The following is a 23,429-nucleotide window of genomic DNA, read 5'->3' as shown; positions in this document are numbered from 1 at the left end:
GGGTCAGGCCGGGTGGACCCGCATCGGCAGGGACTCCCAGGCCCGCAGCGTGTTGTTGAGGTGCCGCCGGGGCGGACCCGCCAGCTCGAACCGTTCCACCCGGCGGGCCAGCGCGGTCAGCACCGCCTCGGCCTCCAGACGCGCGACGTGCTGGCCCACGCACTGGTGGACGCCCATCCCGAAGCCCACGTGCGCGGACGGGTCGCGGGACAGGTCGAAGACGTCGGGGTCCTCCCACCGGCGGGGGTCCCGGTTGGCGGCGCCCAGGAACATCAGCACCTTCGCCCCGTCCGGGATCACCGTGCCGCCGATCTCCACCTCGCCGACCGCGGTCCGGAAGAACGTCTGCACCGGCGACTGCCACCGCACCGCCTCGTCGAACGCCACCCGCGCCAGCGAGGGGTCCTCCCGCAGCCGCCGCCACTGGCCGGGGTCGGCGGCGAACGCGTACAGCACCGCGCCCAGCCCGTGCACGGTGGTGTCGACGCCCGCCGTCAGCAGCGAACGCACGACCAGCGGGGCCTGCTCGTGGGTGATGTCGCCCTTGTCGGCCGCCTCCCAGATCCGGGCCCCGAAGCCGCCCGGCGCCAGCCGCTCCCGCGCGCACTGGGCGTTCACCCAGGCCGACAGCTCCGCCACCCGGGGCTCGCCCTTCTCGACCAGGTGGTTGGGCGGGCCGAAGGCGTTGAACGCGTGGTCCCCGTACGGCAGCAGGTTCTCCCGCCCGTCCGGGCCCAGCCCCACCGCGTCCGGGAAGACCCGCAGCGGGAACGCCCGGGCGATCCGCTCCACCGCGTCGAACTCGCGCTCGGCCAGGACCTCGTCCACCAGGGCCTCCGCGTCGGCGAACCACGCCTCGCGCAGCCGCCGCAGCGCCCGCGGCACCAGGATCCTCGACAGCACCGCCCGCGGCGCGTCGTGGCGCGGCGGGTCGGCCTCCAGCAGCAGGCTCGGCGGACGCCACGGCCTCTCGTAGCGGAAGTTGCTCAGCCCCACGCCCGCCCCCGACTGGAGCCGCTGCCAGTCGGTCAGCGCCGCGTGCACCTCCTCGTAGCGGGCCAGCCCGTACACCCCGTACCGGCGCAGGAACACCACCGGCCCGGCGTCGCGCAGCTCGGCCTGCAGCGGCGCGGGCTCCTCCAGCACGTCGTCGGCGAACGGGTCGGCGTCACTGACGGGGATGCCGACGGGGACGTCATGAACGATCATCGAAAGCCCTCCCGGGTCACAGGTCCAGCACCAGCCGCTCGGAACGCGCCCGGGACACGCACACGAACATGCAGTCCCCGGCGGCGCGCTCGGCGTCGTCCAGCAGCGCGTCGCGATGGTCGGGCTCGCCCTCCAGCACGGCGGTCTCGCAGGTCCCGCACAGCCCCTGCCGACAGGACGACAGCACGCCGATCCCCGCGTCACCGAGGGCCTGCAGCACCGACCGGCCCGCCGGGACCTTCAGCGTCAGCCCCGACCGCGCCAGCACCAGCTCGAACGGCTCGTCCCGCGCCCCGTCCCGCACCCGGGCCACGAACCGCTCGGTGCGCAGCAGCCCCGGCGGCCAGGTCGCGCACCGCCGTTCCACCGCCTCCAGCAGCGACGCCGGGCCGCAGCAGTACACCTTGGTGTCGGGACGCGCCTCCGATAGCCAGGCGTCCAGGTCGAGCAGCCCCTGCTCGTCCTGCGGCATCACGGTCACCCGGTCCCCGTACGGCTCCAGCTCGTCCAGGAACGCCATCGACGCCCGCGAACGCCCCCCGTACAGCAGCCGCCAGTCCGTCCCCAGCATCGCCGCCTGCCGCACCATCGGCAGCAGCGGCGTGATCCCGATCCCGCCGGCGACGAACAGGTACCGTTCCGACGGCACGAGCCGGAAGTTGTTGCGCGGCCCGCCCAGCCCGACCGTCGCCCCGACCTCCAGCTCGTCGTGGATGAACGCCGACCCGCCGCGCCCGTCCGGCTCCCGCAGCACCGCGACCCGGTAGGAGTACGCGTCCCACCGGTCGCCGCACAGCGAGTACTGCCGGGTCAGCCCGCCCGGCAGCACCAGATCCACATGCGCGCCGGGCGCCCAGTCCGGCAGCCGCCGGCCGTCGGGCCGGACCAGCGTCAGCGCCACCACGCCATCGGCGACGGCCCGCTTGTCCGCCACCCGCAACTCGACGGCCCCGTCGATCACCTCGCTCGCCATCGACTCCTCCTCGCATCAGGGGCAGACCGCGAGGATCGACCGAACACCCGTCACCGGGAACCGGGCTTTTCAATGAATGAGAGGCGCACCACCGAACGCGCCGACGACCGGGCCCGCGGCCGTGAGCGTTCAGCTCTTGCTCGGCATCGTCTCGTCGACGACCGGCGGGCTCGCGCCCATCTCGGCGTGGGTGGCGGCCAGCTTCTTGTCCGGCAGCCACAGGGCCAGCGCCAGGGCCACCGCGAACAGCGGCGCCAGGTACAGGAACACCGGGGTCAGCGCCTGCTGGTAGGCCAGCACCACCTGGTCCTGGACCTGGTCGGGGAGGGCGCGCACCAGCGCCGGGGTGAGGGAGTCGACGTCGCCCACGGCCGTCTCCCGCCCGGCGAGCCGTTCGGTGAGGCGGTGGGAGAACACCGCGCCGACCCCGGCCGCGCCCAGCGTGGCGCCGATCTCGCGGAAGAAGTTGTTGGCGGACGTGGCGGTGCCGACGTCGCCCGCGGGGAAGTCGTTCTGCACGGCCAGCACGAGGTTCTGCATGAACAGGCCGATGCCGGCGCCCAGCAGGAACACGTAACCGCACACCACGTACAGCGGGGTGCCGGTGTCCATCGTGGACAGCAGCAGCGTGGTGACGCCGGCGATGGCGACCCCGGCGACCGGGAAGACCTTGTACCGGCCGGTCCTGCCGATGAGCTGCGCGGACGGCAGGGCGGTGCCCGCGACGCCGGCCACCATCGGCAGCAGCAGCAGGCCCGACTCGGTGGCGCTCGCCCCGTACACCATCTGCAGGTACGTCGGCATGTAGCCGACGGTGGCGAACATCCCCACCCCGGCCACGATCATCCCGATCAGCGTGGCGAGGTTGAACGTGCGGCTGCGGAACAGCCGCGGCGGGACCACCGGCTCCGCGGCCCGCCGCTCGGCCAGGAAGAACAGCGTCCACGCCACCAGCCCGCCCGCGGCCAGGCCCCAGATCACCGGGTCGGACCAGGCGTACTCGGTGCCGCCCCACGTCGCCACCAGCACCGTGCAGGACACCGCCACGGCCATCAGCGCGATGCCGAGCCGGTCGAGCGCCACCCGGACCCTGCGGCGCGGCAGCCGCAGCGCGTACGCGCAGATCCCGAGGGCGAGCAGGCCCAGCGGCAGGTTGATCCAGAAGCACCAGCGCCACCCGGCGCGGTCGGTGAACCAGCCGCCCAGCAGCGGCCCCGCCAGCGCCGACAGCGCGAACACCGCCCCCATCGGCGCCATGTAGCGCGCCCGGTGCCGGGGCGGCACCAGGTCGGCGATGATCGCCTGAGAGGTGATGATCAGGCCGCCGCCGCCCAGCCCCTGCACCCCGCGCCCCACGATCAGCGTGACCATGTCCGGGGCCAGGGCCGCGACCACCGACCCGGCGACGAACAGCCCGATGGCGCTCAGGTACAGCGCCTTGCGGCCCAGCAGGTCGCCCAGCCGCCCGTAGACCGGCATCGCGACGGTCGCGGCCAGCACGTACGCGGTGGTCACCCAGGCCAGCAGCCCGACCCCGGCCAGTTCCCCCACGATGGTCGGCAGCGCCGTGGCCACGATCGTCTGGTCCAGCGAGGCCAGCAGCATCGCCGTCATCAGCCCGGCGAAGATCATCCTGAAGTGCGGGGGCGGCTCCAGGTCCTGCGCCGGCGACGCGGTGTCGCTCATGCGGCCTCCAGGGGGTCAGAACAGGGTCGGCGGCTCCGCGGGCATCGGCTCGGGCAGCGGCTCCACCTCGGGCGTCCGCGCCCGCACCTCCTCGTGGAAGCGGCGGGCGAGCACGAGCGCCTCGGCGTTGTCCGGGGTGTGGACGAACACGGTCGGCGAGCGTCCCTCGCGCAGCCACCCGGTCACCGCGTCGACCCAGAACCGCCAGCCCTCGACCGTCCGTTCGGTGTCGTCCCGTCCCAGGTAGCGGATGATCGGCCGGTCGGTGAGCGGGGCCGACCGGCGGGGCATGCGCGGCTTCTTCATCCAGGCGTCCCGCTCGGCGTCGCTGGTCGGCGGGGTGGTGAAGAACGCCGTGGTGTCGAACGGGATCCACTCCGCCCCGACCTGGCCGAGCGCCCGTTCCAGCAGCCGCGTCGCGCGTTCGTCCTCGAAGAACGCCCGGTGCCGCACCTCGACGGCGTACCGGTGGGACTTCGGCAGCCGTTGCAGGAACGCCGCCAGCGCGCCCACGTCACCGGGCCCGAACGACCCCGGCAACTGCACCCACAGCGCATGGGCCCGCGGCCCCAGCGGCTCGATCGCCGTCAGGAACTCCCGGAGCTCGGTCTCCGCGTCGGCGAGCCGCGCCACATGCGTCACCGTCTTGGGCAGCTTCAGCACGAACCGGAAGTCCGGGTCCGTCTGTGCCGCCCACGACTCCACCGTGCTCCGCGCCGGGGTGGCATAGAACGTCGTGTTCCCCTCCACCGCGTTGCACCAGCTCGCATAGGCCCGCAATCGCTCCTCCGCCGGAAGGGGATGGGGAAGGTACCGTCCCCGCCACGGCGCGTGCGTCCACATCGCACACCCCACATGAAGCCGCATGCCCGCGAACCTACCGAACCCCGCTCCGGCCCGGCCCGGGCGGCCATGCGCCGCCGCCCCACGGCCGCCGCGGAATCCCGGCGCCCCTGAGGCTTTGCTCGTGATTTCCAGTGCCGCTCAGTATGCGGTTCCGTGAAAGTCTCGGCGTGTAAGTCGAATGACAAATCCGAAACCGTGAACGTCGGTCCGGATGAGCGCCCGCGCTCGCGCGGGCTTAGTGTGAGGGCATGATCTCTGGGACGGGACCGGACGAAGACCTGCTCAAGAAGTTCATCGCCGGGTTCGACTACCCGATGTTCGTGGTGACGACCGTCGACCCCGCCGAGGGGACGAGGGCGGGGTGCCTGGTCGGCTTCACCACCCAGACCAGCATCGAGCCGTTCCGGTTCCTGGTCTGCCTGTCCCGGCTCAATCGCACGTACCGGGTCGCCGGGAACGCCGGGCTGCTGGCCGTGCACGTCGTCGGCGAGGACGACGAGCAGCAGGAGCTGGCGGCCCTGTTCGGCGAGGAGACCGGCGACGAGGTCGACAAGTTCGCCCGCTGCGCCTGGCGGCCCGGCCCGGGCGGCGTCCCCCTGCTGGCCGCGTCGCCCCGCCGGCTGGTGGGCGCGATCGAGGGCCGCTTCGACCTGGGCGACCACGTCGGCTTCCTGCTGCGGCCGGTCCACGTCGAGATCGACTCCGCCGACCGGCCGATGGGCTTCGAGGACCTTCCCGACATGGACCCAGGCCACCCGGCCGGGTGACCGTTCAGGGGACGAGGATCGCGCGGCCCCGGACCCGGCCCGCTTCCAGGTCGTCGACGGCCGACTGGAAGTCCTCGAGGGCGTACTTCCTGGTGTGCAGGGTGACCGCGCCCCGGGCGGCGAGGGCCATCAGGTCGCACAGGTCGTTGTAGGACCCCACCAGGTTCCCGATGAAGCCGATCTCGCGGGAGATGATGTCGATCGTCGGGACGTCGATGTTCTCCCCGTACCCGACCACGTGGTACTCGCCCGCCCGGCGCAGCATCCGCACCCCCTCGGAGGTCGCTCCGCCCTCGCCCACGAAGTCGACGACCGCCTCGGCCCCGTGCCCGCCGGTGAGGTCGAGGACCGCCTCGACCTGCCCGCCGTCCGCGACGACGCCGTGGTCGGCCCCGATGGACTTCGCGAGCTCCACCGCCTCCGGGTTGCGGTCGACCACGATCAGCTCGGCGGGGCTGATCGCCTTGAGCACCTGGACGCCGATGTGCCCGAGCCCTCCGGCCCCGATGACCACGCACCGGTCGCGCGGGGTCAGCCGCCGCGCCGCCTTGGCCGCGGCGTGGTAGGCCGTCAGCCCGGCGTCGGCGAACGCCGCCACGTCGGCGGGCTCCAGCGACCCGTCGAGCTTCACCACGCTGCGCGCGGAGGTCCTGAGGTAGTCGGCGTACCCGCCGTCGGTGTCGATCCCCGGGAACCGGCCGTCCTCGCAGTGCACGTCGTCCCCGGCCCGGCAGGCCCGGCACAGCCCGCAGGTGATCATCGGGTGCACGATCACCTTGTCCCCCTCGGCGACGTTGGCGACCGCGGATCCCGTCGCATGCACCCACCCGGCGTTCTCGTGCCCGATCGTGTACGGCAGCCGCACCCCCGACCTGTCCGCCCACTGGCCCTCGAGGATGTGCAGGTCGGTACGGCACACCCCGGCGCCGCCGATCTTCACGACCACGTCGAACGGCCCCTCCGGCTCGGGCACCGGAACCTCCTCCAGCCGCAGGTCCTCGTGATACCCGACGACCCGGACCGCCCGCATCGTGCGCATCGGCCCCGCCCTCCGTCCGATCGATCCCGAACGTCCGACACGAGACGCCATCCGCCGGACCCCGCGTCCGGCGGATCGCGATGAGCCCCCTACCCCGGCCACGGCCCCCAAACGACCCGGCCTGCCGGCGCGCCGACCAGGGCCTCCGCCTGGCCGGGGGACGGGCCCCGTGGGACCCGGTTCACTCCTGGGAGGCGGCGCGCAGCAGCCGGAGCTGGCCGATCTCGGCGGCGTTCTTCATCAGCTCGGAGTTCACCCAGCCGACCATGTGGGCGACGGTGTGCGCGGGGTCGTTCCGCCAGGGGAACGGGGCGGGGGCGTCCAGGTCGGCGTCGGTGAGCCGGTCCAGCACGGTCAGCCACTCCTCACGAAGATCGCGCAGCCACGCGACGGCCGCCTTCCCGTCCCCCGGCCAGGTGATCTCGGTCCGTTCCCGGGGCCTCCGGCACTGTGCGTGGTCGATGGCGACGCTCCACCACCAGCCGATATGCCAGCTCAGCCAGCCGATCGTGGGGACCGGCACGGGCTCGGGCTCGGTCTCCGCCCAGTCCGGCACCCATGTCCCGTCCTCGTCCGGGCGCACCGTCCAGCAGAGCGGAGCGGGCTCCCACAGGAAGTCCTCGGCGACCAGCCGTTCCAGGTGGTGGTCGAACAACGCCCAGGTCAGGTCGAACTGCCAGCGCAGCAGATCACGTCGAGATGTGTTCACCGGCCGACTCTGGCATATCGTCGCCCGGCCTGGAAAACGGTTATCCGCCCCTGCGAGCCGCTCGCCGCCGGACCCGGGGAATCCGCCCGGCCGCGGAGCGGAATGCGCACGGCTCGCTCCGGCGGCGACGTTCGATGAGACGGCCGGACGGGGACATCCGGTGTTCGGATGTCCCCGCCGTCGGCGGAACGCTTTCGAAATGTGGGCCGTCGTGTGCTCAGAGCACCGAGTTGAGGGCGGCGTAGTATCCGCTGCGCTGGCCGAGGGCGGTCGGGTGGTAGGAGTGGTTGATGGGAATGGTGACGGCGTTCAGCCAGTCATGGCCGCTGCACAATTCGTGTCCCATGAACTCGTCCCGCACGCCGGAGAGGGTGAAGTTCGCCCGGCCGGCGGCACTGGCGATGACGCTGTCCAGGAGGTCCGCCGCGCCGTTCAGCGCGGTCCGCTTGGTGTTGCTGAGCCCGACGCACACGTTCACGATCTTGTAGAGCCGCGGATAGTCGAGCACCACCACGCGCGCGGAGGGGGCCCGCGAGCGGATCGCCCGGTAGAGCGTGTCGAGCCGGCCCGGAAGCTGGTTCTGCATGAAGGTCTTGGCGGTGTTGACGGCGTTGAGGCAGGTCGAGTCGGAGCCCAGCACGCACGTCTCCATGACCTTCGCGAACCCGGCGTCGTTGCCGCCGACCGTGATGGTGACCAGGGTGGTGCCGGAGCCGAGGGCGCCGAGCTGGTCGTTCATGACGGACGTGGTGGTGGCCCCCGAGCAGGCGACGAACCGGAACGAGGCGGGGGAGTTGGCGTTCGCCCACAGTTTCGGATAGGCGTTGTTGCTGCGCTGGCAGCTTCCGCTGGCGGAGTCGTAACTTCCGGCTCCGAGTCCCGACGAGTAGGAATCGCCGAGTGCGACATAATTGACGGTGGCGGCGGAGGCGGGCGGGGCGAGGGCGGTCAGGGCGATGGCGAGGATGAGCGCGCAAACGGTGGTAAGCGCGCGGCGGGGGACGCGCATCTGCTCTCCAGGGGGTGGTTGGAGGGTACGGCCTCACTTATACATCGGAATTCCGCGCCCGGGGAGCAGCCGATTTGTTTTGTTGTTTTGGCATTTTTTGCCATTGACGCGACCGGTCGATTGTGCGGGTTTCACGCCGGTGCCCCGCCGGCGGTATACGGACGCCGGGGATTTCGGGATTCCGCTCAGAACGGGATCCGCAGGGACGCCGGGGCGACGTGGACGGGGTCGTCGACGGCGTCCAGGGCGTGGAGGATCTCCCGAGCCCGGGACCTGGTCATGGCGCCCGCCCGGTAGCGTTCGGCGACCTTGGTGCACAGCAGGTCGAGGCGCTGTTCGACGGCGACGGGGCGATGGGCGGCCAGTTCGCCCTGGAAGTCGGTGACGAGCGCGTCGAGTTCGGCCGCCACCTGGGGGTGGATCTCGCCGTACTGGCGGCCGGCTTCGATCGCCTCCCGTACGCGGCTGAGCCTGTGCACCAGGGTCGCGCGGTCCGGCGGACGGAGGGCCGGGGTCACCACCGAGGGCGGCGACGGGCTCGGGGACGTCGGTATCGGCTCCGGGGAGGGCGAACCGGACGACGGAGACGGGGACGGGGATCCGGACGGGGGAACGGAGGCGGACGGCGGCGGGCCGGACGGGGTGGCCAGGGGAGGCGCCGCGCGGCGGCCGGGCGGCTCCGCACCGGGGACGGTCACGACGGTGAGCGTCGCCGCCGCGACCAGACCGACCACCGTCGTGAGGGCGAGCATGCGGGCGGGGCCGATCGGCATGCGCCCGGGGGAGGGCGGAGGCGGCGGCTCGGGGGACGGCTCCGGTTCGGCCGCGGCCCCGATCAGCACGGAACGCACCTCGTGGGCGGTGGGCCGCTGGTCCGGCTCGTACGCCTGGCAGCGCCGGCACAGTTCGGCGACCTCCAGCGAGACGTGCGGGGGGCGGCGGCCGTCCGGGTTGCGCTCGCCGGTCAGCGCCTCGGAGAGCATCACGCCCAGCGCGTAGACGTCGGCCGCCGGGCCGATCTGCCGTTCCGGCGGCAGGTAGGCGGGGTCGGCGGGCTCGGTGCCGAGGGCGAAGTCGCGCACCTTGACGCCGTCCTCGCCCAGCACGACCTTCGCCGGCCGCAGATCGCCGTGCGCGACCCCGGCCTCGTGCGCGGCGGCCAGGGCCTCGGCGACCTGCACGAGCACCGCGATCGCCTCCCGCCCCGCAAGACCGCCCTCCGGCATGCGCCCCTCGAGGAACTCCGTCACCCGGTAGGGGATGGGACGGCCGTCGACGCCGTCCGCCTCGCCGTGGTCGAGCACGGCGGCGATGCGGGGATGGGTCAGCCCCGCCGCCGCCCGCGCGCCGCTCCTGAACCCGCCGCGCACCACCGGATCCGCCGCTCGTCCCGGGTGCAGCAGCCGGATCGCGACACGGCGGCCCCCGACCTCGTCGGCGGCCTGCCACACTTCGGTCTTCCCGCCTTCGCCGAGCCGTCGTTCCAGCCGGTACCGGGCGGCGATGCGGACCCCTGGGCGCATGGAGCCGTCCCCTTCCTACGGCCTACGCCCGTTGGTACGCATCCCGGCGTCCCCAGGCTCGATCGGACCGCACACGGCTTCGTCCGCCGGACCGGACATCGACGGACGGGCCGCCCTTCCGTGCCCGCGCGCGGAAGCCCGGCAGAACGGGGCCCGGGACGTACGGCGGCGGCTCAGCCGAGCAGGTCCTCCACGACGCCCCGCAGGTTGGGCAGCGCTGCGGCGAAGGCGGTTCCGCAGCATTCGGTGGAGCTGAAGTGGCGGTGGGGGACGATCGCCTCCCGCGGGTCCAGGTCGTACTGGCGGCACAGCCAGGCGAGGGTCTCGGTGAGGGAGGCCAGCAGGGGCTCGGGCGGCAGCACGTCGCTGTAGGTGCCCTCGCACTCGATGCCCACGGTGAAGTCGTTGGCGCGGCCCGCGTGGGTGCCCTCGACGAAGAAGCCCCTGCGCGCCGCGTCGATGCTGCCCTGGCGGCCTTCCATGATGTGGCCGCCCCGGCTGATGGTGAAGTGCTGGCCGGTGTCGGGCCAGCCGTTGACGCCCATGTGGGCGCTCTGGATGCTGCGGGACAGCCGGTACGCCTGTTCGAGCGAGAAGTCGTCCACGTTCGGCGTCGCCGTGTGGTGGACGACGACGAACTTCGGGGCCTCGCGGACCAGCCGGGGAGCGGGGGCGGGCCTGGCGTTCCAGTCGGCGCGTGTGCGGATGCGCGGCATGTCGTGCCCGGAACGGCGACCGGCGGCCTCGCGCGCCTTGCGCCGGTCCGGGGTCCGGTCCGAGTCGGAGGAGGCCGTGGCGTCGGCGGCGTAGCCGGACACTTCGAGAAGCGTTCCCGCGGCGAGGACTCCGCCGGCGACGAGGAGCCTGCGCCGGGACATCGCGGGGGTCTGCGTCTTACGGTGCTTGGGCCTTGCGGGCATGAAGGATCCCATCCTGCTGTGCGTGAAAGAACGAGTGCTCTGCGTGATGGCAGAGAAATGCGTCGGCCGAAGGGCGTGACGTGGACGGGCGAACCGCGCCGCCGTCCGGATTTCCCGGGCACGTGCAATGGCCGGCGGGCGCATCGCCCTTTCGGGTTTCGCGGGTTTCGCGGGTTTCGGAATGGTCAGGGCGTGCCGGAACCCGCGATGGTCTTCGTGCCGTTCCCGGAGGGGCTCAGAACCGCCCGCCCGGGAAGGCCGTCAGGCCGTCGACGGCCGATGGAACGCCGGCGGCACGTGACCGGGGAGCCCGTGCGCGGCGAAGGTCAGGGGATCCGTGGCGCGCCGGTGGGGGCGCCGGACGATGGAGCGACGTTCCTCCACGATCTTCTCCTCTCCTTGACGCCTACCGGGTTAGCTGACGGGTTCGGGCCAGGAGACGCCCTACCGCACAAGGCGGATTCACCCCGGAAACAGTGGGTCCCCGGCTCCGCTCGACGGTGGTCGGAGCGGACTCGGCGGCCGTCGTCCGCCTCCGGCGGAGGCGATCATCGACGGCGACGATGAATGCGACTAGATCGTATTGAAAACCCCAAAACCGGACAAGTTTCCCCAAAAAGATCTACCTGGCGGTTCCGGGGATCTCCTTGCCCGCCACCCCGGCAGGACCCCGGGGCCTGTGGTCGGGCGGTGGTGTGCCAACCGGGCGTGGGTCTGGGGCGTCTTCTCGGCAGAAGCGGTCGGGGGTGGGGCATGGTCGCGGGGCATCAGGTCGCGTTCTTCCTGCGTGAGATCGGCTCGGCCGATCCCGCGCGTCGTGCGGCGGCGGCCAAGGGGCTGAGCCGCGCTCCCGGGCACGTCGCCGAGTTGACCGCCCTGGCCGGGGATCCGGCGCCGCAGGTACGCGCGGCGGCCGCGCTGGGACTGGGCGGGCAGGGCGAGGCGGCGCCGATCGGGCCGCTGGTGGCGCTGTGCTCCGATCCCGACGCCGAGGTCCGGCGGCGTGCGGTGAACGCGCTGGACCGGCTCGGTGCGACCGGGCCCGCGGTGGCCGCGGCCTTCGTCCAGCGGGTCGGGGACGGCGAGTTGCGCAGCCGGCCCGTGGTGCTCGACTGGCTGCTGCGGTTCGGAGTGCCGGTGCCGACCGGGGCGCTGGTGCCGCTGCTCGCCGACCCCGACCCCCTGATCTGGGGGCCCGCCAGGCTCCTGCTGCGGCTGCTGCCCGAGGCCGACGCCGTCTTCGCCGATCTGGTCCGCACCGGGCCGGACGAGGTGCGACGACGGGCGCTGCACATGCTGGCCCGCCCGCAGGCCGGCATCCCCGGTATGGGCCCGGATGCCGACCCCGAGACGCGTGAGGCGGCCTGGCGCCGGTTGTGGGATCCCGAGCCGCGGGTGACCGAAGCTCTGTTGGCCGCCCTTGAAGCCGAGACCGAGCCCCACGCACGCAACGTGCTGTTCGGTGCGCTGGCCGCGCACCGCGTGCCCGAGGCCGTCGCGCCTGCGGCCGCCTGGCTGGCCGACCCCGAGTGCGGGCCCGGCGCGGCCGAGGCGCTGGCCGGAGCCGGCACGGCCGAGGCCGTCGACCTGCTACGGCGATTCGTCACCGGACCCGGACGGCAGGAGACCGGACCGCGCGGCGCGACGGCCTGGGAGCTGGGCGCCGACCTGCTGCGGCGGTTCCTCGCGGGGACCGGACGGCAGGAGGCCGAGTTGCGCGGTGCGGCGGTCCGGGCGTTGGGCGCCGCCGGCGGCGTCCCCGAGGCCGAACTGATCTTCGGCCTGCTCGACGATCCGGCCGAGCCGGTGCGCCTGGGCGCGGTCGCCGGGCTGGGCGCCTTCTTCCAGCGGTTCGACGGTTCCCCGCGCGGCGGGCTGGAGCGGTGGCGGGCCGGACGCGTGCCCGGCCTGCCGCTCCCGCCTCCCGCCGACGACCCCGCGGTGCGCGAACTGGCACGCCGGTCGGCGGAACGGCTGACGCGCCTGCTCACCCGCGATGTGGAGCACGCCGACGCCTGCCACAACGCCCTGTGGCACATCCCGGAGGTGCGCCCCCTGCTGCCGGCGCTGCTCGGACATCCCGAGGGACGGGTGCGTTCCACCGCGCTCCATCTCGCCGAGCGGTTCGGCGAGATGGACTTCGCCGGTCGGCTGCGGTTGCTGGACGACGCCCACCACGCCGTACGCCAGGGCGCGGCACTGAAGTTCCTGCTGCTGGTCGAGCAGGAGAGCCTGACGTCCGCCGAGCAGGACACGCTGCGCCCGCACCTCGAACGCGGACAGGACGACCCCGACCACTACGTCCGCACTTTCACGGCCAAGGCCCTGGCGCACCTGGACCGAGCAGGCTGAACGGCGGCAGGGCCTCCTCCCTGGTAGACGCGCCTGATTCCCGGACCGGTACGGCCCGGCGGGCCGTACCGGTCCCCGGATCAGTACTTGATCATCCCGCGGATGTTCTTGCCCTCGAGCATGTCCTGGTAGCCCTGGTTCACCTCGTCGAGGGCGTAGGTGTTGGTCACCAGCTCGTCGAGCTTGAGCCTGCCCTCCTCGTACAGGCGCAGCAGGCGCGGGATGTCACGGCGCGGGTTGGCGTTGCCGAAGATGCAGCCGACCAGCTCCTTGCGCTGCATCGCCAGGTCGAACAGGTTGAGCTGGACGTTCTCCTGGGAGATCGGCGCGACCGCGGTGACCACCCCGCGGCCGCCCTTGGCGACCATCCCCATCATCGGGCCGATGAGGTCGCCGGTGGCCACGCCCGTGGTGAGGATCGCCTTGTCGGCGTTGGCGCCCCAGGTCATCTCCGCGATCATGGCCGCGGCCTCCTCGACCGACGCCGCGGTGTGGGTGGCGCCGAAGACCCCGGCCCGGTCCCGCTTCCACTCGACCGGGTCGACGGCGATGACGTGCCGGGCGCCGGCCATGGCCGCGCCCTGCACGGCGTTCATCCCGATGCCGCCCAGGCCGATCACGACGACGGTCTCGCCCGGCTGGACGTCGGCGGCGTTGACGGCCGCGCCCCATCCGGTGGTGACGCCGCAGCCGACCAGGGCGGCCTTGTCGAGCGGGATCCCGTCGTCGATCTTCACGCAGGACGCCTCGCTGACCACGGTGTACGGCGCGAACGTGCCGAGCAGGCACATGATCCCGAGGTCCCTGCCGCTCTTGGCGTGGTGCCGCGCCGTCATGTCGCCGATCTGCCGGCCGCCGAGCAGGAAGGCGCCGAGGTCGCACAGGTGCTGGCGGCCCATGGCGCACGACGGGCAGCGGCCGCAGGCCGGGACGAACGACAGGACGACGTGGTCGCCCTCCTGCAGCGTCGTGACGCCGGGACCGACCTCGACGACCTCCCCGGCCCCCTCGTGCCCGCCGATGATCGGGAACTGCTCCCACCCCATCAGCTGCGCGATCTCGGGGTCGAGCACCATGTCCCCGGTGCGCAGGTGCTCGTCGGAGTGGCACAGACCCGCCGCGGCGAGCCTGACCTTGACCTCCCCGGCCTTCGGATCGTCGAGCTCGATGTCCTCGATGCTCCAGTCGGTGCGGGGTTCCCACAGGATGGCCGCTCGAGTCTGCACTGGCGTCTCCTCGGATCTGAGCCCGTCGTCCCGGACACGCCGGACAGGGGGCTCCATCCGCAGCGGCACCGGCGACCAGGGGGTCATACTTTATCGGTTATCGACTAGAATCGGGTTCTGAAGCAGAGGTTGTCAACGAAATCGACCGGCGTCCATCCCCCTGCGACGAGGCCATGACCTGCGACCGGCCGCGACCCCTCGAACGACCGGTCGCACACGGCGCGCGCAGAGCGGAACGCGAAGCGGGGATGACGCCGCGCACCCACCTCACATCCACCGCCCGCGAGCACGCGGGCAACTCACCCCTTCCGCCCGCACCGCCCTTCGGCCTGCGGGGTGCGCTGGGACGCCCCTCCGCGCAGTCGCAGCGGCCACGCTGAAAGCCGCCCACTCGGCATCGGTCGTCGGCGATGCCGAGTGGGCGGCGTCAGAACCGTGGCCGTGGCGGGCCGGTCCGGTCTGGGAGGTCCCGCAGACCGTGCCCGGATGCGGCCGGCGGGAACGAGGCGGCTGGGCGGGGGCCGGTGGTCTCCCGCTCGCGGCGGGAGCGGGAGACCGCGGACGTGTCAGGCGTCCGCTTTGACCCGCGTCTCCTCGGCCGGTGCGCCGGCCTTCCGGGGAGCCGGGCGGTTCCGGGCCGGAGCGGTACGGCCGTGGGTCGCGTACAGGGTGAGTCCCACGAACGTCAGGCCGCCGACCAGGTTGCCGACCACGGTCGGGATCTCGTTCCACAGCAGGTAGTCCATGACCGAGAAGTCGCCGCCGAGCATCAGGCCGGACGGGAAGAGGTACATGTTCACGATCGAGTGCTCGAAGCCCATGTAGAAGAAGATCAGGATGGGCATCCACATGGCGATGACCTTGCCCGAGACGGACGTCGACATCATCGCGGCGACGACGCCGGTGGAGACCATCCAGTTGCACAGGACCGCGCGGACGAACAGGGTCAGCATCCCGGCGGCGCCGTGCTCGGCGTAGCCGACCGTCCGCCCCTCGCCGATCGAGCCGATCCGCTGGCCGATCTCGTTCGGCTCCATGGAGAAGCCGTAGGTGAAGATCACCGCCATCATGACCGCGACGGTGAGCGCACCGGCGAAGTTGCCGACGAAGACCAGCCCCCAGTTGCGCAGCACCGAGCGCAGCGTGACCCCCGGCCGCCGGTCGATCAGCGCGAGGGGGACCAGGGTGAAGACGCCGGTCAGCAGGTCGAACCCGAGCAGGTACAGCAGGCAGAACCCGGCCGGGAAGAGAAGCGCGCCGACCAGCGGCTGACCCGTCTGCACGGTGACCGTCACCGCGAACGCCGCGCCCAGCGCGAGGATGGCGCCGGCCATGTACGCGCGGATCACGGTGTCGCGGGTGGACATGAACGCCTTGGTCTCGCCGGCGTCGATCATCTTCGTGACGAACTCCGGCGGGTTCAGATAGGACACGGGGTCGCTCCTTTTCCGTGGGCAGCCCGGAGGGGTGCCGCGGACGCACACCGACGTTCCGGGGAGACGGACCGTCCGGGGTGAGTGTGTGCAGCGGATATGTCCGTTGTGTGACAAGGCCGCGATCATCAAGTCACGTCGGGCTCACACGGCCGGCGGGCCGCTGTTGGGACACGCGAGGCCCGGCCCGTCCGCAGCCGAGGGCACCCCGCCGTGCCTCAGGGGACGATCGTCACGGGAGCGGGTCGGTGTCGTCCGCGCGCCGGGCCGACCTGCGGGTGAGCAGCCAGGCGATCAGCCACGGCAGGGCCAGCCAGCCGAACGTGACGAGCGAACCGACGACCACGTCGCCGAAGAAGTGCGGGTCGGAGAAGCCACGGAACCCGGCGACCGCGAACACGCCGACGTAGAACAGCATGACGCCGGCGGTGACGGCCAGGCCCGCACGTCGCCGCGGCGGTCTGCGGGCCGCGCTGAGCACCCCCAGCCCGACCATCAGGAAGGGCCCGAGGAACAGCCAGGTCGCCGCCATCAGATACATGAACGTCGCACCGGGACCCATTACGGCCATGATCGCATCCCCCGCCGTCATGCGCGAGGCCGGGCGGCCGAAGCGGCGGCACGGTGTGCATTTCCCCGTGACGGGTAGCATCCCCTGTGCCTCCCCGGCCGAATGGTGTTCTTGACCTGCGTCGACGCAAGGTCGGGAGGGACTGGGATGTCTGAGAGAACAGATCAGCGTCAGGCGGCGGCCGGTCGGCCGGTGAGCGCCTGGGCGGTGGGTTTCGCCCTCTTCGCCGCATGCGTGATGGTGCTGTCCGGAGTGTTCGGGGCGATCACGGGGTTCGCCGCCATTCTCGAGAACCAGGTGTACGCGTTCCGGGGCGACTACGTCTTCAAGTGGGACCTGACGACGTGGGGCTGGATCCATCTGCTCGTCGGGATCCTCGTGGCGGCGGCCGGGTTCGCGGTGTTCACCGGGCAGGTGTGGGCGCGAACGGTCGGCATCGTGCTGGCCGGGCTGAGCGCCGTGGTCCACTTCATGTTCCTGCCCTACTACCCGGTGTGGTCCCTGCTGATCATCGCGCTGGACGTCGTGGTGATCTGGGCGCTGACGGTCTACTCGCGCCAGGCCGCCGCGTCCCTGCGCTGAACGCCCCCTGACGGTCACCTGGCCCGCGTCGCCCGCACGGCACCGCGTGCGGGCGACGTGCGGGGGCGGCCTCCGGCCGGGGGGCCGCCTTCGGTCACAGGATGAGCGCGACGAAGATCAGGCAGGCGGCGACGTTGATCACCCAGCTGTGGGAGTTCATCCACTCCCGCACCCGGGGCATGAGGCGTTCGGCGCGCCGGTGCAAGAGCAGCACCATCAGCAGGGGGAGCGCCGCGACCACGACGGTGGCGGCGATGAACGGCAGCGCCGCGGCCAGGCCCGCCTCGTTCTGCTCCAGGTTCGCGCCCACCGTCAGCATGACGACGATGTCCGAGGGCATCAGCCCGATCACCAGCAGGCCGGTCGCCAGCGCCTTGCGCGGCCCGGCCTCCAGCAGCGTGGTGAGCCAGCCGGGCGGCTCGACGGTCTCCCGCCGCACGTAGTTCCTGACCGCGGCGGCCAGCAGCAGGGCGACCAGCCCGATCTGGATCACGGTCCCGGTCGTTCCCCTGCCGGAGCCGTCCAGTTCGACGCCGTTGCCGATCAGGGCGAACACGGCGCGGGCGATGGCGACCCCCACCGTCGTGGCGACGGCGACGCCGAGCAGGAACGCCAGGGAGACCCGCACCGCCCGCCTGCTGGTCACCAGGATGATGGCCGACATGATCTGCGGCCCCACCATCATGGTGACGGCTAACGGGAGTATCTGCAGATTCACGGCTTCCCCTCCGATGTCGGCCACCACGGCCCAGCGCCGATCCGCCTTTGTGCAAGGCTCCGTACCGGCGGTACGGGGCCGACGCCGAATCGCCCGCGGCGGGTGATCCCCGGCGCGTGAGCGCGGCAAACGACGTGGCAGAGGCCCGACACGGGCGACCGGATCCGTCCCTTTGAAGGGTGACCCCTCGCGAGGACCGCACCATCGGCCAACGGCGGACGGCCCGAAGGGCAGGACGGGTTCCAGGCGCGCGGGCCGGCCGTCCTAATACGCTTGTCCGCCGTTCCGGCCCGGGATTACCGTGCCGCGGTGGATCTCTTCTCGCGCTCTTGGGCGGCGTTGCGCACGGCGGTCGCCGAAATCCCGGACGAGGACTTCGAGCGGCCGTCCGGCTGCACCGGCTGGCTCGTGCGGGACCTGGTGTGCCACCTGCTCATCGGCGCCCAGGACGTCCTGATCACCCTGGTCACGCCCGCCGAGAGCGAACCGACCGCGGACGCGGTCACCTACTGGCATCTCGTCGAACCCCCGACCGGCGAGGACCCGCTCGATGCGCTGATCCCCCGGCTGGCCGCCGCGTACGGCGAGCCGCGGTGGCTGAAGTTCCACTTCGACGACGTCGGTTCCGCCGCGGGCCGCGCCGCCGCACTCGCCGATCCCGCCGCCCGCGTCGGCACCCGCGACCAGGTGCTGACCGTCGGCGACTACCTGACCGCGTACGTGCTCGAATGGACCCTGCACCACCTCGACCTGATCGCGCATCTGCCGTCGGCCGCCGAGCCTCCGGCCGAGACCCTCGCGGCGGCGCGCGCGTTGCTGGAGAAGATCGCCGGGACCCCGTTTCCCGCCCCGTTCTCCGACAAGGACGCGCTGCTGATCGGCACCGGACGCCGCGCGCCGACCGACGCGCAGAAGGCCGCACTGGGCGATCTCGCCGCCGAGTTCCCGCTCATCCTCGGCTGAGCGGTCCATCGCGAACGATCCCGGCGAGGTGAGGCAGAACGTCACCGCCAAGAACCGCGGGCCGCTCACCGGACACGTCCTGGCCCGGATGACCCGGATGTTCGCGTCCAGGCGGCACGTCCTGGTCGTCGTTTGCGGCCGTTCCCGGGGGTGCCGATCCGGCGGGTTCGGCCGCGCGGTGTCCTCCGCCCGTGTGGCGGCGAGTCCGGACGGTCCCGTGTACGGGCTGCATTCACGTTCCGGTGGGAACGGCGAAGCCGGTGATTTCGCGGCCGTTTCCGGAACATTGACCGTTCGGCTGAGTGCTCTGCCCATGTCGCCGAGCCGCCATTTGTCGCTCACCTCGATCCAGAGCATCGGAGGGGGTTCCGGACATAGCGGAAGGCGGCGAAAATGCGACTGGATCGGCGGAAGTTCCTGGGGCTGGCCGGAGTGACGGGAATGGGCGCGGCGATCGCCGGTTTCTCGGCGGCTCCGGCATGGGCGACCCCCAAGTTCACCGGCAATCCGTTCACGCTGGGCGTGGCGTCGGGCGATCCGCTGCCCAACGGGGTGGTGCTGTGGACCCGGCTGGCGCCCGAGCCGCTGGCGGCGGACGGGCGCGGCGGGATGCCCGACCGGGTGATCCCGGTGCACTGGGAGGTGGCCGAGGACGAGCGGTTCGGCCGGGTGGTCGCCCGGGGCGTCGAGCGGGCCGCACCGGAGCTCGGGCACTCGGTGCACGCCGAGGTCGGGCGGCTGCGTCCCGGCCGGGAGTACTTCTACCGGTTCCGGGCCGGGCGGGAGATCAGCCCGGTCGGCCGCACCAGGACCGCGCCCGAGGCATGGGCCGGCAACGACGGCCTGAGGTTCGCGTTCGCCTCGTGCCAGAACCTCCCGGCGGGCTTCTACACCGCGTACCGGCACATGGTGCAGGAGGACCTCGACCTGGTGGTCTTCCTCGGCGACTACATCTACGAGGGCGACGCGCAGGGGACGATCGGGCGGGGGCACCTGCCCAACGCGGAGGTCTTCTCGCTGGCCGACTACCGCGTACGGCACGCCAACTACCGGTCCGACGCCGACCTGCAGGCCGCGCACGCCGCGTTCCCGTGGCTGATGACCTGGGACGACCACGAGGTCGAGAACAACTACGCCGACGAGATCTCCGAGGACCCGGCGCAGACCCCCGAGGCGTTCCTGCGCCGCCGCGCCGCCGCCTACCAGGCGTACTACGAGCACCTGCCGCTGCGCCGCGCGGCCTTCCCCCAGGGGCCCGACATGCGGCTCTACCGGCGGGTGAGGTACGGGCGGCTGGCGGAGTTCAGCGTGCTGGACGGCCGCCAGTACCGCTCCGACCAGTGCGACGCCACCACGCAGCCGTGCGACCCGGCCGACCCGTCCCGCACGATGCTCGGGGAGGAGCAGGAGCGCTGGCTGCTCGACGGCCTCGCCCGCTCCCGCTCCACCTGGAACGTCATCGCCCAGCAGACCGTGATCGCCCAGAACGACACCGACCCAGGACCCGGCAAGCAGCTCTCGACCGACAACTGGAACGGGTACCAGGCGGCCCGGCAGCGGCTGTTCGACGGGGTGCTGGAGCGCGGCGTGGACAACTTCGTCGTCATCACCGGCGACGCGCACCGCAGCATGGTGGCCGACCTCAAGCAGAACTTCGACGACCCGTCCTCCCGCACGGTCGGCGCCGAGTTCCTGGGCACGTCGATCTCGTCCGGCGGCGACGGCGCGGACCTGGACGCGACCTGCCGCAACTGGCTGGCGGCCAACCCGCACGTCAAGTTCGCCAACGCCCGCCGCGGCTACGTGCGCTGCTCGCTGAGCCCGGACGAGTTCCGCACCGACTACCGGGTGGTCCAGTACGTGACCACCAAGGACTCGCCGATCAAGACCCAGGCGAGCTTCGTGGTCGAGAACGGCCGCCCGGGAGCGCAGGTGGACTCGATCCAGTGAACCGCCCCCACCCTCCCACCGCGCAACATGGCCACGAGACTGTCGCCGAGGCCGTACCCGGCCCGGCGAACGTTGGCGGCCACCGCGCTGGGTGACCGCATGGGCTTCCGGCGGCCAGGTCTTGGGCGGGTCTTGGGCGGGACGAGCCCGTGCGGCGGCGGGCATCGGGAGCCGACGCAGGGGGGAGGCGTCTCCCGGTGGTCGTGGAGGGCTTTGACACCGATCGGTTTCGTGGCCTTCGTTCGCGTCACACGACACAGATGATCTACTCGTTCAATCCCTTAGGGTGACAATTCGCCCCGCATTGCACTTGCATATGCAAGCGCGACCGCCAATCCGATGGTTGTTTGTCCGGGTCGACTCAGAACAGGTCGGAACGGCATGGTGCAGCCTGCAAGAGTCGTACTGACCTGGGGCTTCCTGGCGACTCGGAACAACTCGGAACACTTCGGAGCTGCCGGGAGGTCACGACCGGACCCGGCGATGGTGAGAAAATCGACGCCAGTCCGGTGGACGTTCTACCGGTGAACCGCGAACAGGGAGTGCGGCGTGCGATGGGCGTCGATCGTGCTTATGACCCGAAGGCCCTGGACGAATTCGTGCGGCAGCTGGAGGAGTTCCGGTGGGCGTGCGGGCGGCCGACCCTGCGGAAGCTGGCGCGGATCTCGCTGGGGGTGCGGAAGCAGGGCAGGAGGTACCAGGCGTTGCCGGAGCTGTCGCTGACGGCGCTCAGCGACGTGCTGAACCGCCGGCGGGTACGACCGCCGGAGTGGCGGTGGGTGGCCTGCTACCTGCTGTCCTGCCGCCGGTACGCGGCGGAGACCGCGGTGGAGGCGTACCCGCGGGAGACCGAGCTGCTGCTGGCCGAATGGCGGCGCCGCTGGGAGGCGGTGTTCACCACCGACGAAGCCGCAAAGGACACCGTAGAGGACACCGCCCGGTCTGCCGGACCTGCCGCCGAGCGGCCGCAAGGCCGCAGCGGCAAAGCCGGTGAAGTCACGGCGAGTCGGCACCGGCAGCCGGACACCGGCCAAGACCGCCGAGACGAGGAGTCCGGCAGGCCGGGCCCGCCGCCTGCCGGCCGCCGGCCGCCGGACGTCCCGCTGTCGGCACCGCCGCTCCTTGAGCCCCATCCCGGCCAGGACCCCGGCGGGCCGCCCCCGGGAAGGCCAGCCGGACCCGGGCCGAACACCCCCAGGGGACGGGGCGGGCCCGCACCGGCCGGCGCCGCGGCGGTGATGGAGTTGATGGAGGACTACGTCGGGGACGTCGACGGGCGCCCGTCGCTGACCGAGCAGCGGATGTTCCGCCTGTACGGGCAGCACGGAGTGCGGCTGCTGCGGGCGGCCGAAGAGCATCAGGACGCCGACGCCTGCTTCCGGCTGGGCGTGCTGTTGTGCCTGGAAGGCTGCCCGGCCGAGTCGCTGGCCTGGCTGATGAAGGCCGAACGCCACGGCCACGAGGTGGCCATCGGCCTGGTCGAGCATCCCGCGCCCCGCCTGGCGGCCGCCGATCACGCCTACGAGCTGGGGTTGGCCGCCGCCGTGGCCGGGGACCGGCCCACCGCCGAGATCTACCTGGAACGCGCCGTCGAGCACGGGCACGCCGACGCCGCGTTCGAGCTCGGCACGCTGTGGATGGAGGACCCGGCCCGCGCGGTGTACTGGTTCACCCGCGCCGCCCAGTGCGGCCACCGGCTCGGGCAGTGGTGGGCCGACAAGATCCACGCCGACAGCCGCCATCTGCGCCCCGCCCCACCCCCGCCACGGCACCACCAGGCCTGGGTGCCGCCCCTGGCCGACCTCATCGAACGCGCCCTCAACGACTCCCGCTGACCTTCCTTCCCGGACGCCCCGGCGGCGCGTTTCAGGGTGCTCTGTGTCGTTCCAGGCGTGGTGGGCGATGCCGATCATCGGGGCGCGCCCCGTCCGGTCGTTCCTGGAACCGCTGATGAAGGTGATCGACTTCGGCGCCTCCCGCCGGGACTGAGGCGTTCCGGACGGCTCGGTGTGATCGGTGAATGGCCCGGGTCGCCGGAAAGAACCGCGGGAGGGGTCAGATGGCGACGCCGGTGGTACCGGACAGGTCGAACAGATCACGCATGTGCCGCTTCCTCGGTCATCGTCGCGGGTGCCGGATCCTGGCGATCAATGCCGCCTGACGGGGTGTCGTGCGGCCTCACAGTCCCCGTGCTCCGTCGATGCGTTCGCGGAGCAGGTCGGCGTGGCCGTTGTGGCGGGCGTACTCCTCGATCATGTGGATGAGCACCCAGCGCAGCGAGACACGCCCGCGCCAGGCGTCGTGACCCTCGATGTCGAGGTGCGGAGCGCCGGCGACGAAGCTTTCGGCGAACGCCACCTCCTCGCGCCAGGCCTGCCAGGCGGCGGGGACGGCGGCGGGTTCAGCGCCGTCGAAGTCGCCGTCGGGGTTCTCCGCGGAGGAGAAGCGGGCGGGCGCGTCCTGCCCGGCCAGCACGTGCCGGAACCAGCGGCGCTCGATGTCGGCGAGGTGCCGCACCAATCCGAGCAGCGACAGCGTGGAGGGCTCCACGGAACGCCGGGCCAGTTCGGCGTTCAGCCCCGTGCACTTCCGTTCCAGCGTCGCCCGTTGCGCCGCCAGGACGTTGACGAGCATGGTCCGCTCGTCTCCGACGGCGGGGAACGTGAACCTGCTGTCGTGATCTCCGCCGATGATGCCGCTCCGTCTCTGGCGGGTCGTGTCCGTCAAGTCCTTCAGCCTTTCTTGTCCAGCGCTTCGATGCGCGAACGCCCGGAGGGTGTCGCCGGTCAGGCGGGAGCCGCCCGGGCATGGGGATGGTCAGTCATGCTGTTTGACGGTGGTCAGCACGCGCATGCCGCGTGAGCCGATCTCATCACGCCGTACCGTCAGTCCGGCCGCGCCCCTGGAACTCGCCGGCTGAGCCGCCGAGACCCGGTGACGCCGCCTGCGCTCC

Annotated in this window: 20 protein-coding genes and 1 riboswitch; of the genes, 6 read left to right on the top strand and 14 right to left on the bottom strand. The window is 72.2% G+C overall.

Annotation, left to right across the window (positions count from 1 at the left end; all coding sequences use genetic code 11):
- Positions 1-3: 3 nt before the first annotated feature.
- From HNR21_RS26075 to HNR21_RS26060, 4 genes are all read right to left on the bottom strand, one after another.
- The gene (locus tag HNR21_RS26075) at positions 4-1,209 is read right to left on the bottom strand and encodes a cytochrome P450 (protein WP_182707287.1); all 1,206 of its coding nucleotides are present in this window, start codon (positions 1,207-1,209) and stop codon (positions 4-6) included.
- A 16-nt stretch (positions 1,210-1,225) separates the two neighbouring features.
- Positions 1,226-2,182 (bottom strand): PDR/VanB family oxidoreductase, encoded by a 957-nt coding sequence (locus tag HNR21_RS26070; protein ID WP_182707286.1) that lies wholly within the window; start codon positions 2,180-2,182, stop codon positions 1,226-1,228.
- 129 nt (positions 2,183-2,311) lie between these two features.
- On the bottom strand, positions 2,312-3,868 hold the full coding sequence (locus tag HNR21_RS26065) for an MDR family MFS transporter (protein ID WP_182707285.1): 1,557 nt from the start codon (positions 3,866-3,868) through the stop codon (positions 2,312-2,314).
- A gap of 15 nt (positions 3,869-3,883) precedes the next feature.
- Entirely contained in the window at positions 3,884-4,735 is an 852-nt protein-coding gene (locus tag HNR21_RS26060; RefSeq protein WP_182707284.1) for a DUF72 domain-containing protein, read from the bottom strand.
- 227 nt (positions 4,736-4,962) lie between these two features.
- On the opposite strand from HNR21_RS26060, the gene HNR21_RS26055 reads away from it, so the two are divergent.
- Complete coding sequence (locus HNR21_RS26055; protein ID WP_182707283.1) at positions 4,963-5,481, top strand: flavin reductase family protein; 519 nt, start codon at positions 4,963-4,965, stop codon at positions 5,479-5,481.
- A gap of 4 nt (positions 5,482-5,485) precedes the next feature.
- Here the strand turns inward: HNR21_RS26055 and HNR21_RS26050 are convergent, their stop codons facing one another.
- From HNR21_RS26050 to HNR21_RS26030, 5 genes are all read right to left on the bottom strand, one after another.
- On the bottom strand, positions 5,486-6,520 hold the full coding sequence (locus HNR21_RS26050) for an NAD(P)-dependent alcohol dehydrogenase (protein ID WP_246442338.1): 1,035 nt from the start codon (positions 6,518-6,520) through the stop codon (positions 5,486-5,488).
- A gap of 181 nt (positions 6,521-6,701) precedes the next feature.
- A complete protein-coding gene (locus HNR21_RS26045; RefSeq protein ID WP_182707282.1) occupies positions 6,702-7,229 on the bottom strand; it encodes a DinB family protein in 528 nt (175 codons plus the stop codon).
- 217 nt (positions 7,230-7,446) lie between these two features.
- Entirely contained in the window at positions 7,447-8,238 is a 792-nt protein-coding gene (locus tag HNR21_RS26040; protein ID WP_119729953.1) for an SGNH/GDSL hydrolase family protein, read from the bottom strand.
- 185 nt (positions 8,239-8,423) lie between these two features.
- Positions 8,424-9,761, bottom strand: coding sequence for a serine/threonine-protein kinase (locus tag HNR21_RS26035; protein WP_182707281.1), 1,338 nt, complete (start codon positions 9,759-9,761; stop codon positions 8,424-8,426).
- A gap of 173 nt (positions 9,762-9,934) precedes the next feature.
- Entirely contained in the window at positions 9,935-10,681 is a 747-nt protein-coding gene (locus HNR21_RS26030) for a peptidoglycan recognition protein family protein (RefSeq protein ID WP_182707280.1), read from the bottom strand.
- 388 nt (positions 10,682-11,069) lie between these two features.
- Positions 11,070-11,212: riboswitch (cyclic di-AMP (ydaO/yuaA leader) on the bottom strand.
- Between the two features lie 222 nt (positions 11,213-11,434).
- Here HNR21_RS26030 and HNR21_RS26025 point away from each other — a divergent pair.
- On the top strand, positions 11,435-13,033 hold the full coding sequence (locus HNR21_RS26025; RefSeq protein WP_182707279.1) for a HEAT repeat domain-containing protein: 1,599 nt from the start codon (positions 11,435-11,437) through the stop codon (positions 13,031-13,033).
- Positions 13,034-13,113: 80 nt separating this feature from the next.
- Here HNR21_RS26025 and HNR21_RS26020 read toward each other — a convergent pair whose 3' ends face one another.
- From HNR21_RS26020 to HNR21_RS26010, 3 genes are all read right to left on the bottom strand, one after another.
- Positions 13,114-14,259, bottom strand: a complete 1,146-nt coding sequence (locus HNR21_RS26020) for an NDMA-dependent alcohol dehydrogenase (protein ID WP_182707278.1) — start codon at positions 14,257-14,259, stop codon at positions 13,114-13,116.
- 566 nt (positions 14,260-14,825) lie between these two features.
- Complete coding sequence (locus HNR21_RS26015) at positions 14,826-15,692, bottom strand: formate/nitrite transporter family protein (protein ID WP_182707277.1); 867 nt, start codon at positions 15,690-15,692, stop codon at positions 14,826-14,828.
- A 232-nt stretch (positions 15,693-15,924) separates the two neighbouring features.
- The gene (locus HNR21_RS26010; protein WP_182707276.1) at positions 15,925-16,263 is read right to left on the bottom strand and encodes a hypothetical protein; all 339 of its coding nucleotides are present in this window, start codon (positions 16,261-16,263) and stop codon (positions 15,925-15,927) included.
- Between the two features lie 192 nt (positions 16,264-16,455).
- Here HNR21_RS26010 and HNR21_RS26005 point away from each other — a divergent pair, with 192 nt between their 5' ends.
- Positions 16,456-16,845, top strand: coding sequence for a DUF7144 family membrane protein (locus tag HNR21_RS26005; protein WP_220500303.1), 390 nt, complete (start codon positions 16,456-16,458; stop codon positions 16,843-16,845).
- 94 nt (positions 16,846-16,939) lie between these two features.
- Here the strand turns inward: HNR21_RS26005 and HNR21_RS26000 are convergent, their stop codons facing one another.
- Entirely contained in the window at positions 16,940-17,563 is a 624-nt protein-coding gene (locus HNR21_RS26000) for a GAP family protein (RefSeq protein ID WP_182707274.1), read from the bottom strand.
- Between the two features lie 309 nt (positions 17,564-17,872).
- Between HNR21_RS26000 and HNR21_RS25995 the strand changes: the two genes are divergently transcribed.
- The 3 genes from HNR21_RS25995 (at position 17,873) to HNR21_RS25985 (ending at position 22,311) form a co-directional block, all read left to right on the top strand.
- Complete coding sequence (locus HNR21_RS25995; RefSeq protein ID WP_182707273.1) at positions 17,873-18,526, top strand: maleylpyruvate isomerase N-terminal domain-containing protein; 654 nt, start codon at positions 17,873-17,875, stop codon at positions 18,524-18,526.
- Positions 18,527-18,919: 393 nt separating this feature from the next.
- The gene (locus HNR21_RS25990) at positions 18,920-20,476 is read left to right on the top strand and encodes an alkaline phosphatase D family protein (protein ID WP_182707272.1); all 1,557 of its coding nucleotides are present in this window, start codon (positions 18,920-18,922) and stop codon (positions 20,474-20,476) included.
- A gap of 554 nt (positions 20,477-21,030) precedes the next feature.
- Positions 21,031-22,311, top strand: a complete 1,281-nt coding sequence (locus HNR21_RS25985) for a tetratricopeptide repeat protein (RefSeq protein ID WP_182707271.1) — start codon at positions 21,031-21,033, stop codon at positions 22,309-22,311.
- A gap of 343 nt (positions 22,312-22,654) precedes the next feature.
- Here the strand turns inward: HNR21_RS25985 and HNR21_RS25980 are convergent, their stop codons facing one another.
- On the bottom strand, positions 22,655-23,110 hold the full coding sequence (locus HNR21_RS25980; RefSeq protein WP_182707270.1) for a DinB family protein: 456 nt from the start codon (positions 23,108-23,110) through the stop codon (positions 22,655-22,657).
- Positions 23,111-23,429 lie beyond the last annotated feature (319 nt).

This window comes from Thermomonospora cellulosilytica (assembly GCF_014138835.1).
Taxonomy (GTDB): Bacteria; Actinomycetota; Actinomycetes; order Streptosporangiales; family Streptosporangiaceae; genus Thermomonospora; species Thermomonospora amylolytica.
Note: the sequence above shows the minus strand (reverse complement) of the source record. Positions and strands in the feature narration are given on the sequence as shown.